This is a genomic window from Bacillus sp. OTU2372 (assembly GCF_038440275.1).
GTDB lineage: Bacteria > Bacillota > Bacilli > Bacillales > Cytobacillaceae > Neobacillus > Neobacillus bataviensis_B.
This window is the reverse complement of the sequence record NZ_JASATK010000002.1, coordinates 10,299-25,452: the sequence shown is the minus strand read 5'-3', so window position 1 is coordinate 25,452 and position 15,154 is coordinate 10,299. Positions and strand designations below refer to the sequence as shown.

General features: G+C 39.4%; 14 protein-coding genes. 9 read left to right on the top strand and 5 right to left on the bottom strand.

Annotation, left to right across the window (positions count from 1 at the left end; translation table 11 throughout):
- The first annotated feature begins 58 nt into the window (after positions 1–58).
- Together recX and AAHB15_RS05110 are read left to right on the top strand one after the other, a co-directional pair.
- The gene (gene recX, locus AAHB15_RS05115) at positions 59–877 is read left to right on the top strand and encodes a recombination regulator RecX (RefSeq protein ID WP_342041900.1); all 819 of its coding nucleotides are present in this window, start codon (positions 59–61) and stop codon (positions 875–877) included.
- A 21-nt stretch (positions 878–898) separates the two neighbouring features.
- Complete coding sequence (locus AAHB15_RS05110) at positions 899–1,222, top strand: YfhH family protein (RefSeq protein ID WP_342041899.1); 324 nt, start codon at positions 899–901, stop codon at positions 1,220–1,222.
- A 116-nt stretch (positions 1,223–1,338) separates the two neighbouring features.
- Here the strand turns inward: AAHB15_RS05110 and AAHB15_RS05105 are convergent, their stop codons facing one another.
- The gene (locus AAHB15_RS05105; protein WP_098527988.1) at positions 1,339–1,518 is read right to left on the bottom strand and encodes a small, acid-soluble spore protein K; all 180 of its coding nucleotides are present in this window, start codon (positions 1,516–1,518) and stop codon (positions 1,339–1,341) included.
- A gap of 130 nt (positions 1,519–1,648) precedes the next feature.
- On the opposite strand from AAHB15_RS05105, the gene AAHB15_RS05100 reads away from it, so the two are divergent.
- Positions 1,649–1,900, top strand: a complete 252-nt coding sequence (locus AAHB15_RS05100) for a YfhJ family protein (RefSeq protein WP_144567360.1) — start codon at positions 1,649–1,651, stop codon at positions 1,898–1,900.
- A gap of 30 nt (positions 1,901–1,930) precedes the next feature.
- Here the strand turns inward: AAHB15_RS05100 and AAHB15_RS05095 are convergent, their stop codons facing one another.
- Positions 1,931–2,911 (bottom strand): metal-dependent hydrolase, encoded by a 981-nt coding sequence (locus tag AAHB15_RS05095; RefSeq protein ID WP_342041898.1) that lies wholly within the window; start codon positions 2,909–2,911, stop codon positions 1,931–1,933.
- Between the two features lie 193 nt (positions 2,912–3,104).
- Here AAHB15_RS05095 and mutY point away from each other — a divergent pair, with 193 nt between their 5' ends.
- Positions 3,105–4,205, top strand: coding sequence for an A/G-specific adenine glycosylase (mutY, locus tag AAHB15_RS05090; protein ID WP_342041897.1), 1,101 nt, complete (start codon positions 3,105–3,107; stop codon positions 4,203–4,205).
- A gap of 38 nt (positions 4,206–4,243) precedes the next feature.
- Here the strand turns inward: mutY and AAHB15_RS05085 are convergent, their stop codons facing one another.
- Positions 4,244–4,468, bottom strand: a complete 225-nt coding sequence (locus tag AAHB15_RS05085; RefSeq protein WP_098527992.1) for a hypothetical protein — start codon at positions 4,466–4,468, stop codon at positions 4,244–4,246.
- A 143-nt stretch (positions 4,469–4,611) separates the two neighbouring features.
- On the opposite strand from AAHB15_RS05085, the gene fabL reads away from it, so the two are divergent.
- From fabL to AAHB15_RS05060, 5 genes are all read left to right on the top strand, one after another.
- On the top strand, positions 4,612–5,361 hold the full coding sequence (gene fabL / locus AAHB15_RS05080) for an enoyl-[acyl-carrier-protein] reductase FabL (protein WP_144567363.1): 750 nt from the start codon (positions 4,612–4,614) through the stop codon (positions 5,359–5,361).
- A gap of 82 nt (positions 5,362–5,443) precedes the next feature.
- Positions 5,444–5,743: a gamma-type small acid-soluble spore protein gene (locus AAHB15_RS05075; protein ID WP_342041896.1), complete on the top strand. Its 300-nt coding sequence runs from the start codon at positions 5,444–5,446 to the stop codon at positions 5,741–5,743.
- A 387-nt stretch (positions 5,744–6,130) separates the two neighbouring features.
- A complete protein-coding gene (locus AAHB15_RS05070) occupies positions 6,131–6,388 on the top strand; it encodes a YgaB family protein (RefSeq protein ID WP_098527995.1) in 258 nt (85 codons plus the stop codon).
- A gap of 193 nt (positions 6,389–6,581) precedes the next feature.
- Positions 6,582–7,112: a nucleoside tri-diphosphate phosphatase gene (gene ntdP, locus AAHB15_RS05065; protein WP_098527996.1), complete on the top strand. Its 531-nt coding sequence runs from the start codon at positions 6,582–6,584 to the stop codon at positions 7,110–7,112.
- A 90-nt stretch (positions 7,113–7,202) separates the two neighbouring features.
- The gene (locus AAHB15_RS05060; RefSeq protein ID WP_342041895.1) at positions 7,203–8,972 is read left to right on the top strand and encodes an ABC transporter ATP-binding protein; all 1,770 of its coding nucleotides are present in this window, start codon (positions 7,203–7,205) and stop codon (positions 8,970–8,972) included.
- 48 nt (positions 8,973–9,020) lie between these two features.
- On the opposite strand, the gene AAHB15_RS05055 is transcribed toward AAHB15_RS05060, so the two are convergent.
- Both AAHB15_RS05055 and AAHB15_RS05050 read right to left on the bottom strand, forming a co-directional pair.
- Positions 9,021–10,094 carry an FUSC family protein gene (locus tag AAHB15_RS05055; RefSeq protein ID WP_342041894.1) on the bottom strand — a complete coding sequence of 358 codons (1,074 nt, stop codon included), beginning with the start codon at positions 10,092–10,094 and terminating at the stop codon, positions 9,021–9,023.
- 464 nt (positions 10,095–10,558) lie between these two features.
- Positions 10,559–15,028, bottom strand: a complete 4,470-nt coding sequence (locus tag AAHB15_RS05050) for a glutamate synthase-related protein (protein WP_342041893.1) — start codon at positions 15,026–15,028, stop codon at positions 10,559–10,561.
- Between the last annotated feature and the right edge of the window lie 126 nt (positions 15,029–15,154).

The window sequence follows — 15,154 nt, the reverse complement described above, 5'->3', positions numbered from 1 at the left end:
CAATATATTTTAAAAAAATACTTCTTCCGTATGGTAAAGTAATTTTGAGGTGAAGGATATGGCCATTATTACAAAAATCACCACACAGCAGAAGAACCAAGACCGGTTTAACGTATTTATGGATTATGGCAAAGGTAAAGGTGAGGAATTTGCTTTTAGTGTCGACAGTGATGTATTAATTAAATTTAAACTTAAAAAGGGAATGGAGCTCGATGACTTTTCCTTCTTAGAAATACAATTCCAAGATGACATCCGCAAGGCTTATAGTCTGGCTATAAATTATTTGGCTAGAAGAATGAGGTCGGAAAAGGAAATCGTGGATTACCTTGTTCAAAAAGAAGTGGACGAGCCTATTATTAAAGAGGTTATTCATAAGTTAACCACTCAACATTATATTAATGATCAAGAATATGCTGTAGCTTACGTCAGGACGCAAGCAAATACAACAGATAAAGGTCCTAATGTAATTAAAAAGGAAATAAAGGAAAAAGGAGTGGCAGAGGGAATTCTTATCCAGGCGCTTGAGGAATTTCCGCTTGAGCAGCAGATGGAAAAGGCAATTAAAATTTCGGAAAAATATTATCAAAAAAATGCCAAGGTCTCTCTTAAGGTCCAACAACAAAAGCTTGAACAGCTCCTGTTAAGAAAAGGGTACTCCTATGAAGTGATAAACTTTGCTCTTAATGAGACAGAGGTACCGAAACAGGGTGAAGATGAAGAAATGGAAGCTGTTAGATTTCAAGGGGAGAAGGTCCATAGGAAGTATTCTCATCTTGAGGGGTTTGAGTATCAGCAAAAAATAAAACAAGCACTATACCGTAAAGGCTTTACAATGGATTTAATTGAGCGTTTTATAGCTGAGAAAGACGAAAAATAAAGAGTTAAGGGAAGTGTATGTATGCAACAGGACAAACGCTACAGTGATATGACTGAGTTTGCATTACGGCAAGAAATTGCAGAGCTAAAGGAAAAAGCAAGAAAGGCTGAGCAAATGGGAATGGTGAATGAATTTGCTGTCCTAGAAAGAAAAGTCCAAATGGCACGAGCTTATATGATGGATCCTGATTCGTTTAAACCAGGTGAAATTTATCAAATTGAAGGAGATCCTGGACAATATTTTAAAATTGATTATATGAACGGGGTTTTTGCTTGGGGCTACCGATTAAAGAGCGACGGTAAGGAAGAGGCACTGCCTATCTCGGTTTTAACACCGTTAAAATAAAACAACACGTGGCAAGAAGACTTATAAGACAAACCAGAGGCATATCTCTGGTCTGTCTGTTGTTCTTTGAGGTTTTTGCAAGCTACAGCGTCTGTTTATGGCGCTGTAGCTCTTCTTTATTTCCAGACAGCTTGCGGTGATTCGTCATCGCGCTCGCCGGAAGCCCGCATACGTTCTTGCGGGTGAGTATTGATGCTGCCGTCTGCTCTTGTGGAAGCATATTCTGCTTTAGCGCGCGGCTCTCCCTCAAGTTTGTTATCATTTTGATTTGGGAAATTAGTGGCCTTATTTCTCATGCTGTACCTCCAGTTAGGGAATGAGAAAAACGTGAAAAGCATCATATTCCAAGTGCTAACCACGTACCGTTAGTATTGGCTTATTGATTGCAGGTTATTTTAAAAGAAAATGGTAAAAGAGGTGTTGTTGATGAATGAATACCATGAAAGATTAATTAAGTTGTTAATGGTTAAAAACGGACAGCTAAGCTACGAACAAGCACGTACATGGGTGGAGTTATTATGGGATGATTTTGAAACCTCCTATGCAAGAGCTGGCAGGGAATACAAAGGCAGTGAAATGGCAGAACGGATTGTTACTCAGTGGATTGAAAATTACGGAAACAAACTTCACGAGTTTGTCGCAACAAATCCAAAATATAAAAAATTCTTGATTCAATAAGAAAAGAAGGGCTACCTGAGTTAGCCCTTCTCAACTGGGGATAATACTTAACTTCTTCCGTAATTTCTTCTCACTAAACACCCATCCTGTATAAGAACTAATTGGCTTAAGGTCACGATCTAATTGAACAACAGCTACAAACGGATAGTGGCCATTACTTCGATAACGTAAATCAATAAACCGGACTTCATAAAAGTCAGTATATTCATCAACTTCCCATCGATAGACGGGGGAGAATGACAAGAATGCTGACAGATTTTTATCCTTTTTAGCAGCTTCGATTACAGGCGTATTTGGAACAGGGACTCGGATAAACCTGTCTAAGATTTCAACCTGCTTATTAACAGATTTACCTACAAAAAATTGCTCCTTATTCATGGCGGCAATTCTCCATTGATGAAACCGCATTGTTGGTGCAATGATCACTTCTGTGGCGTCTGGAATTAGTTTTTTTACTTCATGCAAGACACTATTTTTCGCTAAGTATCTCCGAACGTAGTATAGGATGATTACAGCATACATAATTAAAAAGGTTAGTCCTGGCTTTGCCCCGAGCATCCAAATAAATATGCCGACAATATGAATAGTGAAAATAATTGGATCAAACGTATTTATGACTCCGAGCGCTACCCATTTAGAAGAGAAGGGTCTAAGGGCTTGTGTCCCATAGGCATTAAAAATATCGACAAAAACATGGATAAACACTGCAGCGAATGTCCAAGCCCATAAATGCAAAAGGTTTGTACCTGAGAAAAACGGATAGATAACCGCTATAATAAGGAGCGGCCATAAAATAACCGCGGGAATGGAATGGGTCACTCCACGATGATTTCGGATATAGATCGCATTATTTCTAAGTTTTAATACAGTGTCAATATCTGGAATTTGTGAACCTGCAATCGTCCCAATCAAGACACTTACTGCGGTAGCATGACTGCCGGCCACTATCGGATCCAGCGTAGCAAGACCGCCTAAAGCAATACCCATTACAACATGAGTTCCAGTATCCAAAAGGATTTTCCCCCTTTAATAAATTCTTGTCAAAAAAGCGATTTTAGCTTATCGTAAATGAATGGATGTAGATAATTGTCCAGCTGCAGCGCCTAGGTACTCGGAGGTCTAAGCCCCTAATCAAGGCGCTTGCGCTTTTCTTATTTATTTTCCCTTTTTTCGTGGTGTTTAACAATCTGGAGGATCAAAAGTTATGATTATTGAACATGAAAATTCTGAAAAAATCAATATAAATACATTTCAAAACGATTTAATTTCCTGGTTTAAAAGGGAACAGCGTGACCTGCCATGGCGGAAGGACCAGGATCCTTACAAGGTCTGGGTTTCAGAAATCATGCTTCAGCAGACAAGAGTAGATACGGTTATCCCTTATTTTAATCGATTTATTGAATGGTTCCCGACAATTGATGACTTGGCTGATGCTAATGAAGATAAAGTACTTAAAGCTTGGGAAGGTCTTGGCTACTATTCTCGCGTGCGAAATCTTCAATCCGCAGTGAAGGAAGTAAGGGAGAAGTATAACGGAGAAGTGCCAAATACACCGAAGGAAATCTCTGAACTAAAGGGAGTAGGACCATACACAGCTGGGGCAATTTTAAGTATTGCCTATGGGATTCCTGAACCCGCTGTAGATGGAAATGTGATGAGAGTCCTCTCCCGAATACTATCGATTTGGGATGATATAGCTAAACCATCTTCAAGGAAAATTTTTGAACAAGCAGTTCGTGATTTAATCTCACATGATGATCCATCGGCATTTAATCAAGCCTTAATGGAGCTTGGTGCCTTAATCTGTACACCTACATCGCCCTCTTGCTTATTATGCCCTGTACGGGAGCACTGTCAGGCCTTTTTCGAAGGGGTACAAGAAGAGCTGCCTGTTAAAACCAAAAAAACGAAAACACGGAATGTTCAACTTGCTGCTGCTGTATTAACAAATTCCGAAGGTAAATTTCTTATTCATAAGCGTCCAGCTAGCGGCTTGCTTGCAAATTTATGGGAATTACCCAATATTGAGCTACATCACAATTTACAAAATGAGCGGGAAGAGGTAGTATCTTTATTTACCCAAGAGTTGCAGTTAAATGCCCATCTGGAAAGGATTATTGGTCAAATAGAACACGTATTTTCCCATTTGATATGGAATATTAAAGTCTATACAGGGACACTTCCTGATGATTTTATAGAAAAAGAGGATTGGAAGCTTGTCTCCAGTGAAGAAATGGATGAATATGCTTTCCCTGTTTCCTATCAAAAAATCTTCCAAATGTATAAGAATTCCCAAGAGGAATAGACGCTGCCAATAAGCGTCCATTCCTCTTCTTAATTATATTAGTCATACACAGTTTTGGTTCCATGAGTATAATCGGCTTCTTGACGTTTCATCCCGCCGCGCTGTTCGATTTCCTCAATAATTTCTCGATGAATCGTTTGACCTTCACTATTTAGATACGGAGCAATTTGTTGAAACGAATGGTGAAAAAAGGCTAATTCACTATTCTTCCAATCTGTTTTCGCCATCATTGAAAGCTCTGTCATATCCCGTCCTACATACATATCCCTAAACTCCCCCTCAGTTGTATTTGATTTTAGTGTTTTATATTAATTGTCTTCTATTCATGGAAAAGATAAAATGAATAGAAAAGTGAAACGTTTTACGACTTATCCTAAAACAAAATACATAGAAGGGAAATAAAAATATGACACAAAAAGTAGCACTGATTACCGGAAGCAGTAGAGGAATTGGCAAGGCAACCGCCCTTCGCTTAGCAGAAGCAGGCTATGATATCGTTATTAACTATGCACGAAGTAAAAAGTCGGCCCTAGAGGTTGCAGAACAAATAGAAGCAAAGGGTCGGAAAGTTTTAGTTGTAAAGGCTAATGTAGGCGACGTGGCAAAAATAAAAGATATGTTTGCCCAAATAGACCAAGAATTTGGCCGTTTGGATATTTTCGTTAATAATGCGGCTTCTGGTGTACAACGTCCAGTGATGGAATTAGAAGAATCGCACTGGGATTGGACGTTAAATATCAATAGTAAAGCACTTTTATTTTGTGCCCAAGAAGCAGCAAAACTTATGGAAAGAAACGGAGGCGGAAAAATAGTCAGCATCAGTTCCCTTGGTTCTATTCGCTATTTAGAAAATTATACCGTAGTAGGCGTTTCTAAAGCAGCTCTTGAAGCGTTAACAAGGTATTTAGCAGTTGAGTTAGCACAAAAGAATATCATTGTTAATGCTGTTTCCGGCGGTGCTGTGGATACCGAGGCATTAAAGCATTTTCCTAACAGGGAAGAACTTTTGCAAGAAGCGAGGGAAAAAACCCCGGCAGGACGAATGGTGGAAATTGATGACATCGTTAATAGTGTTATGTTTCTTTTATCAGATGAATCCAGCATGATCAGAGGACAAACGATCATTGTTGATGGCGGAATTTCTTTACTCGTTTAAATTAATTTAAATTATTTTTAAATAATTTTTTTGGATATTCTCCACGAAGCCGGGACATATTAATTTCGTGGAGGTGATATCAATGGCAAACTTCAATCAACAGCCAAACAAAACTTCTGCTGGAACTAACATCCAGGAAGTTAGACAACAAAATGCCCAATCTGTACAAGGCGGTTCTTCTTTTGGAACTGAATTTGCAAGCGAAACTAATGCTGCAGAAGTAAGAAAGCAAAATGCTCAATCTGCAGGAGCTACTGGAGCAGCTGCTGGCCAATTTGGAACTGAATTCGCTAGCGAAACAAATGCTCAAGAAGTAAGACAACAAAATCAACAATCTCAAGCTCGTAAGAACCAAGGCAGCGGTCAATTCGGCCAAAGCTAATACAAAATACTTAAAAGGAGGCACTCTTCATTCGTAAGAGTGCCTTCTTTCCTGTAATAAAAGGGCGCTTCCGCTTTTCCATTGTCCAGCGCCTAGGGGCTCGGGGTCATAAGCCAATCCGTCAGAAAGGCAAAAGTACAGCCTTCCCGCCGGCTCGTCTTATGCCTGGCTACAGAAAGCTATCGCTTTCTGTACGCATTAAGGGAGACTAATCTCTGGCTGCGCTTTGCTTGCCAATCGATAATTCTCCCTATATCGCCCCTGTTCATGGCGCTTCCGCTTTTCTGTTTTCGACAAAACTTCTTGTATGTCTACAGAATAAGTCAAAGGGAAAATGCTGTTGTTCGAGAATACATATAGTAGCTAAAAAATAAGGCGGTGAGGGAAATGGATCATTTTAACCGATTAGTTTCCGAGCAAATGGTGACAATGGAAAAATTACTATATCTGCAAGCTGAACTTGAGCGATGCCAGCAAATTGAGGAAGAGCTCCAGACATTACAAAATGCAACCAATCTAGAGAGCATTCAAAGCGATATTCAGGCCATGAAGCAAGAACTAAAAGAGATACAATTAATTTTTGAAAAGCAAACTGAAGAGGTCATTAATTCCTACCGCGAAATGAATTTAACCCCTTCACTGTAATTTTTGAACGAAAAACAAGGAAAAAATACACAATTTTTTACAAAGAGCCAGTGAATTCTGGCTCTTTTGTTTTAAATTCTTGTCTTAACCGTTATAATAATAAAAAATAGGAATTTTACTTTGTTACCTTTTGTCGTTATTTATGTAGTTATGAAATAGGTTTCAAAGCGTTCAAATGAAGGTAGGGGAGAAAATGGTCGTACCCATCGAAGGTGAACCAATGCAAATACATAGCTATAAACACAATGGGCACATCCATCGCGTCTGGGAAGAAACAACTGTTTTAAAAGGGTCTCAGAATTTAGTGATTGGCGGAAATGACCGGACACTTGTAACGGAGTCAGATGGCAGAACATGGATTACAAGAGAACCGGCAATCTGTTATTTCCACTCACAATACTGGTTCAACGTAATTGGAATGATTCGGGAAGATGGTATTTACTATTACTGTAATATTAGTTCACCGTTTATATTCGATGGTGAAGCACTAAAGTATATTGATTATGATCTCGATATTAAAGTGTATCCTGATATGACCTTTAACTTACTAGACGAAGATGAATATGAACGACATCGTCGTGAGATGAACTATCCCGATGTCATCGATAAAATTTTAAAGAGAAATGTTGAGAAATTAATTCAATGGATTCGTCAACGTAACGGTCCTTTTGCACCTGATTTTATCGATATTTGGTATGAACGTTATTTAACTTACAGACGTTAAATACTTCAGTTGTTAAAGAACCTGTTGTTCGGAGAGCAACAGGTTCTTATCTGTCAATTTCTGCATTTTAGTTTAAGGGGAGGGGATTGCTTGAGCAGTATTCGCAGATACCTGCAATTTGTGAAGCCGTATCGTTTACAAATTATATGGACGATTATTATTGGTATTATTAAATTTTCCATCCCGCTGATTATTCCCATGCTGATAAAGTATGTGGTTGATGATATTGTTGGAAATCATGGCCTGTCCCATGATGAAAAGGTCAATAAACTTATGCTCATTATGGGTGTTATGGTTGTGGTCTTTGTCTTCCTAAGACCGCCGATTGAATATTACCGACAGTACTACGCACAATGGACCTCAAGTAAAATTCTATATGATATACGGGACCAGATGTATACTCATATTCAAAAGCTCAGCTTTCGGTATTTTTCAAATAACCGTGCTGGAGAAATCATTTCCCGAATGATTAATGATGTTGAGCAGACGAAAACCTTCGTTATATCCGGATTAATGAATCTTTGGCTTGATATTGCCACTATCGTTATAGCTATCATTTTTATGTTTTATATGAATGTTAAATTAACCGTGGTATCGATCTTGTTATTTCCGTTTTATGCTTTTTCGGTACGGTACTTTTTTGGTAACCTTCGAAAGTTAACAAGGAATCGTTCACAAGCGCTAGCGGAGGTACAGAGTTATTTGCACGAAAGAGTGCAGGGAATGTCAGTGATTAAAAGCTTTGCTATAGAGAAATATGAACAAACACAGTTTGATAAACAAAATAAAAATTTTTTAGAAAAAGCCTTGCAGCATACAAGCTGGAACGCTAAATCATTTGCAGCTGTTAACACGATTACGGATATCGCTCCATTAATTGTGATTGGATACTCAGCCTACCTAGTAATTGACCATCAATTGTCACTTGGAACGATGGTCGCTTTTTTTGCCTATATCGATAAACTTTATAATCCCTTAAGAAGACTAGTGAATTCATCGACGACGATTACGCAATCATTTGCATCAATGGACCGGGTATTTGAATTTTTAGACGAAAAATATGACATAGTTGACAAGCCAAGTGCTCGAGACTGCAGTGAGGTAAAGGGCGATATATCATTTGATCATGTTTCCTTTTCTTATGATCCAGCAGAAGAGATGGTACTAAAAGACATCCATTTAGATGTTAAAAAGGGAGAAACAATTGCACTCGTTGGGATGAGTGGAGGAGGAAAGTCAACTCTCGTTAGTCTCATCCCCCGCTTCTATGATGTAACAAAAGGAAAAATTACTTTAGATGGCGTGGATATACGTGAATTTAAGGTTCAAACTCTAAGAGACAAAATAGGCGTTGTTTTTCAAGACAATATCTTATTTAGTGAATCCGTTAAAGATAACATTTTATTAGGGAAGCCGAATGCGGCCGAAGAAGAAGTGTATCTAGCATCCAAAGCGGCAAACGCCCATGAGTTTATCTTAAACCTGTCAGATGGATACAACACCAAGGTCGGGGAACGAGGAGTAAAGCTTTCTGGTGGTCAGAAGCAGCGTGTTGCGATTGCCAGGGTATTTTTAAAAAATCCTCCTATTTTAATTCTTGACGAAGCCACATCAGCCTTAGACTTAGAAAGTGAGCATCTTATTCAGGAATCGCTGGAAGAGCTGGCAAAAGATAGGACCACCTTTATTGTTGCCCATCGCTTATCGACCATTACTCATGCCAATCGGATTGTTCTGATTGAACATGGTCAAATTGTTGAGATTGGGACTCATGAGGAACTAATGGCTAAACAAGGGAATTATTATAAGTTATTTCAGGTCCAGCAGCTTGAAAGTAAGAATGAGCAGGTATCTATTTAAGGATACAAACAGAAAAGAACCCCAGCAGAATGCTGGGGTTCTTTCCATTTATTCGTGTACCTCTTCGACCGATACTTCGTTATGATGGTAGGAATGAAAGCTGGTTATTAAAGTATCAAGATGTTCGACTTGTTCTCCGTAATCGATAATTGTAGCGATAATTTGCATGGAATGATATAAATGCGGGTTATCATGATCGTTGTTTTCTCTTACATGCTTTAAATAAAAATCGAACAACTCTTTTTTATTAATGTAGTTTAATTCTTTATCACCTGAGGACGGAGTTGGGACTTTTCCAATAAAACGGAGTAAAACCTGTTCATGATGATAAATTAAGCTATCTAATTGATCTTGGATGGACTGTTTAAAGCTATCGGGAAGCTGTAAAAGTTCGTTTTCAAAGCGATGCAGCCTTTTAAGTGTATCCAGGGCTTTTTTTGCGGTTAAATTTAATTGACGATAAATAACCAGCTTCCGTGATTTTTCCAGCTTAACTTTTTTAAAATAACTGCGTTCTTCTTTATACATGGTATACAACTGCTCCATAGAATGAATGCTCTCTTTAAAAGTCTTAATATCTGCTTTAAGTAATTGGTGATCATAGTCATGTCTGGTGCTTAAGCGAATCCATTTAATGATTTCTTCTGTTGTATTGACAATTTTAAAGTAAAGTTTATTTTCATACTTTGGCGGCATAAAGATGAGATTGACTAAAAAAGCGGAGAATACCCCAATCATAATGGTCGAGAAACGAATACCGGCAAACTGAATAAAATTACCGCTTTGCATCTCCATGATGGAAATTAAGGTTACGAGTGATAATCCGATTGTATTTTCTAGTTTAAGCTTAAGATTAAGAAGAATGACAATAATGGCGGCCAATCCGATGACAATAATGTGATTCCCTAAAAGAAGAACAAAAATTACCGCAAACAATGCACCAATAATATTTCCTTGAATCTGTTCAATAATAGTCAAATAAGAGCGGTATATGGTCGGTTGAATCGCAAAAATTGCTGCAATCCCGGCAAAGACAGGGGATGGGGAATGCACCAGCTGGCCAATAAAGAGGGATAATGCAATGGCTATTCCCGTTTTTAAAATGCGGGCACCTAACTTCATTTAATTAATTTCCTTTCGAATGTTCGTTTATCTGTTCAATGAATAACAAATATGTACTATACAATGTTTACCCCATTTTATCAAGAGATATTATATCAATTTATATATTCGATTTATATGAAAAAAATGTTAAAAAAACGTCCGCTAAAATCAGCGGACGTTTCATATAATAATCGGCTTTGGAAATTGTCCAGCTCCAGCACCCAGCGGCTAGTGTCCTTCGCACTTCTCCCTACGATAAGTCAACATCGAATCGCTGTCGCTCTTCGTGTTGTCTAGCTTCAGCGCCTAGGGGCTCGGGGTCATAAGCCAATCCGTCAAGAAGGCTAAAGAACAGCCTTCTTGACGAATCGTCTTATGCCTGTCGCCCCTTAACCAGGCGCTTCCGCATTTCGGTTTTCCTTTATCTCACGAAGCACTCCAGGCCATACGCCGCTAAACGGGGCGCTTGCGCTTTTCTTTCATCACTCTGTTGATACAGATGGATCTGCCTGCTCTTTAACAGGGAGAATTTGCACAAAGTGATTTTCTGGATTTTCTAAAAGGCTTCTAAGCTGTTTTGCCTCTTCACTTTGACCATTTTGCGCCAGCAAAGCAGTATATTGACCTAATAATTCATTAATATCTTTTTTGCCTTTTTCATCTAAATTGACAACAGATACTTTGGCACCTTTTGCAACACGACGCTGAATGGCATCTTTGGTTAGACCCAATTCAGGCTGATGACGGACATAAACAACACCACCGGTCATACCTGCACAAATCCATGGACCTGGGTCACCTAAAACAAGGCCGCGGCCATTTGTCATATATTCAAAGGCAAAACCTTTGATATTTGCGTTTGCACCGATATTACCAGCTTCTTTTTCGTGGATAGGCTTCTTCACGGCACCACCAATAATTAAATCAGCGCCGGAAAGACGGATTCCCGCACGGGCATCAGCATTTCCTTGAGCAACGAGAAGACCTTTTTGAGCACCATAACCGAAACCTTTACCAACAGAACCATTAAGGTAACGGCCATTTTTACCTTTAGACTTAAGAACATGAATATTACCGCCGAAGGAAGTTTTTCCGACTCCGTCTTGTCCGCCGCCATTGACAGTAATTTCAATTCCCTCACTGTTATATGCACCTAAACCGTTACCAGGGATAGAGCCTTCCTTATATTTGAGCTGAACAGGAGCCAGCTGCTTATAGGAACCATCTAGTCTGCCGCGGACGCGGTGGCAGGATACCCGGCTTCCTAGTACCCTTTGTTCAGATGTTACACTTAAGAACTCGCGTGAAGAATGAAGCTGATCTACACTGGCATCAAGATATTCTGCACCGGCAGCCACCTGCATTTGAACTTCATCCATTGATTTTGAAGCTTCAACTTTTGCAAATTGGCTAATTTCAAGCGTTTTTAACAGGTAAGATAGGCTAAGTTGGTTTTCACCCTTAATCTGCTCAAGTAGTTCAGAATGACCTACTGCATCTTGTAAATTTTTAATACCTAATGAAGCAGCAAGAGCTTTTAATTCCGTTCCAAATGCAGTAAATAGATTCATAATTCCTTGAACTGCTAAATCTAATTGTCTAGGAACAAAACGACGAAGGCCGTGTTCTTTCGCTTGTGCTTCTGATTCAATTTGGGTTGCAATACCAACATGGCAAGTATCCAAATGACAGCCGCGGCATGTTGTACAACCAATTGAAAGCATTGCTAATGTACCGAAACCAACGCGGTTAGCACCTAAAAGCATAATTTTAATAACGTCCATGGCGCTCTTCATGCCGCCATCTGCCCAAATTTCTACTTTATGGCGAAGACCGCTTTCTAATAGGGCATTGTGAGCTGCTTTAACCCCAATTTCGACAGGCAAGCCAACATATTGAAGGGCGTGGATTCTAGCCGCACCTGTACCGCCATCAAAGCCGCTTAGTGTGATGATATCTGCACCAGCTTTGGCAATACCAACTGCGATTGTACCGATATTTGGTACAACCGGTACTTTAACCGCAATTTTAGCTTGGTCATTGGCTGTTTTTAATTCTAAAATCATTTGGGCCAAATCTTCAATTGAATAGATATCATGGTTATTAGATGGTGAAATTAAATCTGAACCAAGTGTTGCGTTACGAGCAGCAGCAACCTTTGCTGTAACCTTTGATCCAGGTAAGTGTCCGCCTTCACCAGGCTTTGCACCCTGACCAATCTTAATTTCTAATAGGTTTGAAGAGTTTAACAGTTCAGCATTTACACCAAAACGGCCCGATGCAATTTGCTGTCCTCTTGTTCTTGGATATTTTCCAAGCATATCCTTAATTTCTCCGCCCTCACCATTTAAACTTACCATGTTCAAACGATCTGCACCTTCGGCATAGGCTCTAAACGCAATTTCGTTCTGAGAACCAAATGACATGGAAGAAATTAAGAATGGTAAATCATGATCGCCAACACGAAGATCCACTTCTTCTGGTGATACTTGTTTGTTACTCTTTTTAAGTGATACCAAATGACGAATTGTAGTCGGATTTTGCTCTTCCTGCTCAGTTATTTTATCGCGATATGCGTTGTAGTCACCGGTAGAAGCAACCTCGCCAATGGCTTTCCAGATACGTGGGAAGAGGTGGAACGTTTTGCCGACTCTTTCTTTATCATTCTGGTAATCTGCTGCCCTTTTGATAGAATCCTGCTTCATTGCTTCAAAATCCATCTTGATTTCATTCGAACCAAAGAAGTTTACGATGTTTAATACTTTGGCAACTTCATCATGTAACCCAATGCTTGAGTACAGTCTGCCATATCCACGCAGCTCGTGAATTCCAATCGTAGAAATTACCTTTTCTAGCCCTTTTGTTAAAGCACTATATAGGTTTGTTAACGGCTTAGTTGTTTCATCTTGAACGGTTAAGAACATGTAATATGGACTAATCAAATCTGCTCCTAAACCGAATACTGTAATTACATCATGAAGCGAACGGATTGATGCTGAACGAAGTAGTAAAGAACAGTCTCTTCTTAACTCAGCTTTTACTAATGCTTGATCAATCGCAGAAGTCGCTAAATGTGAATCAATCCAGTAGGAATCTTCTTGGTGTGCTTTCGCATCATCAAGGATCAGCAGCGTTTTACCAGCTTGAACGGCTTGAACCGCTTCATTTGCCAGTCTTTCTAGTGCCTCATCTAATTTTTCGCTGCTTGCAAATGTTGTAGAAATGAAGGCAGCTAATTTCAGCTCTTGGAAATGTTGGACTACCTGATCAAAACTAGGCTGTCCTACCTCTTCTGCACACAAGAATCCAGCTTTTCCTTCCAGTAAAAGAGGAGTGGTAAGCTCAATGACTCCATTTGCTTTTTCAGCCGCAAATAAGACTGGACGTTTACCAACAATGACACGCGTGGAGAAGTGCTCTGTTTCACGGTCACGGTCAATAGCAGGGTTCGTAACAACGGCAACACTTTCTTTAATATAGTCAGCGATATTCACTCGCTCTGGATTAAGGGCTGCAAGTGGGGCATCATGTCCAAGTGAACGAATCGGCTCGACACCTTTTTCGGCCATTTGTTCAATTAATTGGATATGATCACGTTCCCAGCCAAATGCCTTATATTGTCCGTTGTGAATTTTATCTGGATAACTCATTGTAACAATTTTATTAAATGTTGGAGGCTGAAGTCTAACTCTTGATTCACTAATTGCTAAGCGGTCATTGAAACGGCTGTATACTTCGTTTTGGTATTGGCTATGCTCGAAAACTGCTAATGTCTCACCGTTCCATTTAAAACCAACTTTCTCTCCTGGTGCTAATGGCTTCGGATCATTCACATATTCACTTGAAGGAATAATCCCTGGTTCAGATGAGAAAAGATAAGAGCTTTCAGTTTCAAGCATCCATAGTGGACGTAATCCTAAAGCATCTACACTAAATACTGCCTCATCATCATAGCGGGAAATTATACCTGCTGGTCCTTGAGCAAAATGTCCCCATGCTTCACGAAGATACGTATATAAATCCTGCAGATGTTCAGGGTATGCTTTGATTTCATTTATGATTGGCGGGAACAATAAATCCATTGTTTCAAATAAGGAGTATCCGTCACGGCAGATTAATGTCTCCATTGTACGGCTTAAGTCCTGTGAGTCACTTCCGTCTTTAACAAGCGGAACCCCAATCATTCTTGCTTCATCACGAAGCTTGGCAATGGTATTAATTTCACCATTGTGACCTAGGACACTAAATGGCTGAACCCGGAAAAAGCTTGATAAAGTATTGGTGGAATAACGATTATGGCCTAAAGTCATGGTTGAAGCGACAAGTGGATTCGCTAAGTCATGATAGTAGCGAGGCAAAATATCTCCCGCACCCATAACTTTATAAACTACATGATTTTGGCTAAGTGATGCTACATGTACATGCTCGTTTATCTCAAAGTCAATAAGCGCGTCAAACAGATTCTTGGTCAGTTCCTTGCCTTTCTTAGTAGAAATACAGGCAAATTGCCAGAACACAGGATTTTCTTGGATGGCAATTGGACCTAGCGCGGCAGAGTCTGTCACTTCATCTGTCTCAAAAACTAAGGTGAGTTCGTATTTTTCTAGCTTTTTTTGTAGTTCTTGTTTGGTTGATTGCCAGTTAACCTTTTGGCTGATAAACACATGACCGACAGCAAAGTCCTCTTGGTCTGCAAGGTTTGCATCAATGCCGGCAGCAGTTAGTTTGTGTTTCCAAAGCTTTGTTGGAATGTCCATATGGATCCCAACACCATCACCTTCGCCGTTAATAAAACCAGCGCGATGGTTCATTGTAACAAGTGCTTCTATACAGTCAAAAATATTTTTTCTAGTTGGAATTTTACTTTTTTCAAGACAAGCGACAATTCCGCAGGCATCATGTTCCTGCTTATGGAAATCTTTAAATAGGGAAGGGGTCCAGTTTTGTGACATTATTCATGGCTTTATCGGTTCACCGTTAAAGCCGTTTCACCTCCTATGATACTATTAGTTTATAAAACTACTTTTTTAAAACGAAATTTTTAACTCTTTATAAAGGGTAAAAGAAAAAAGATTCAA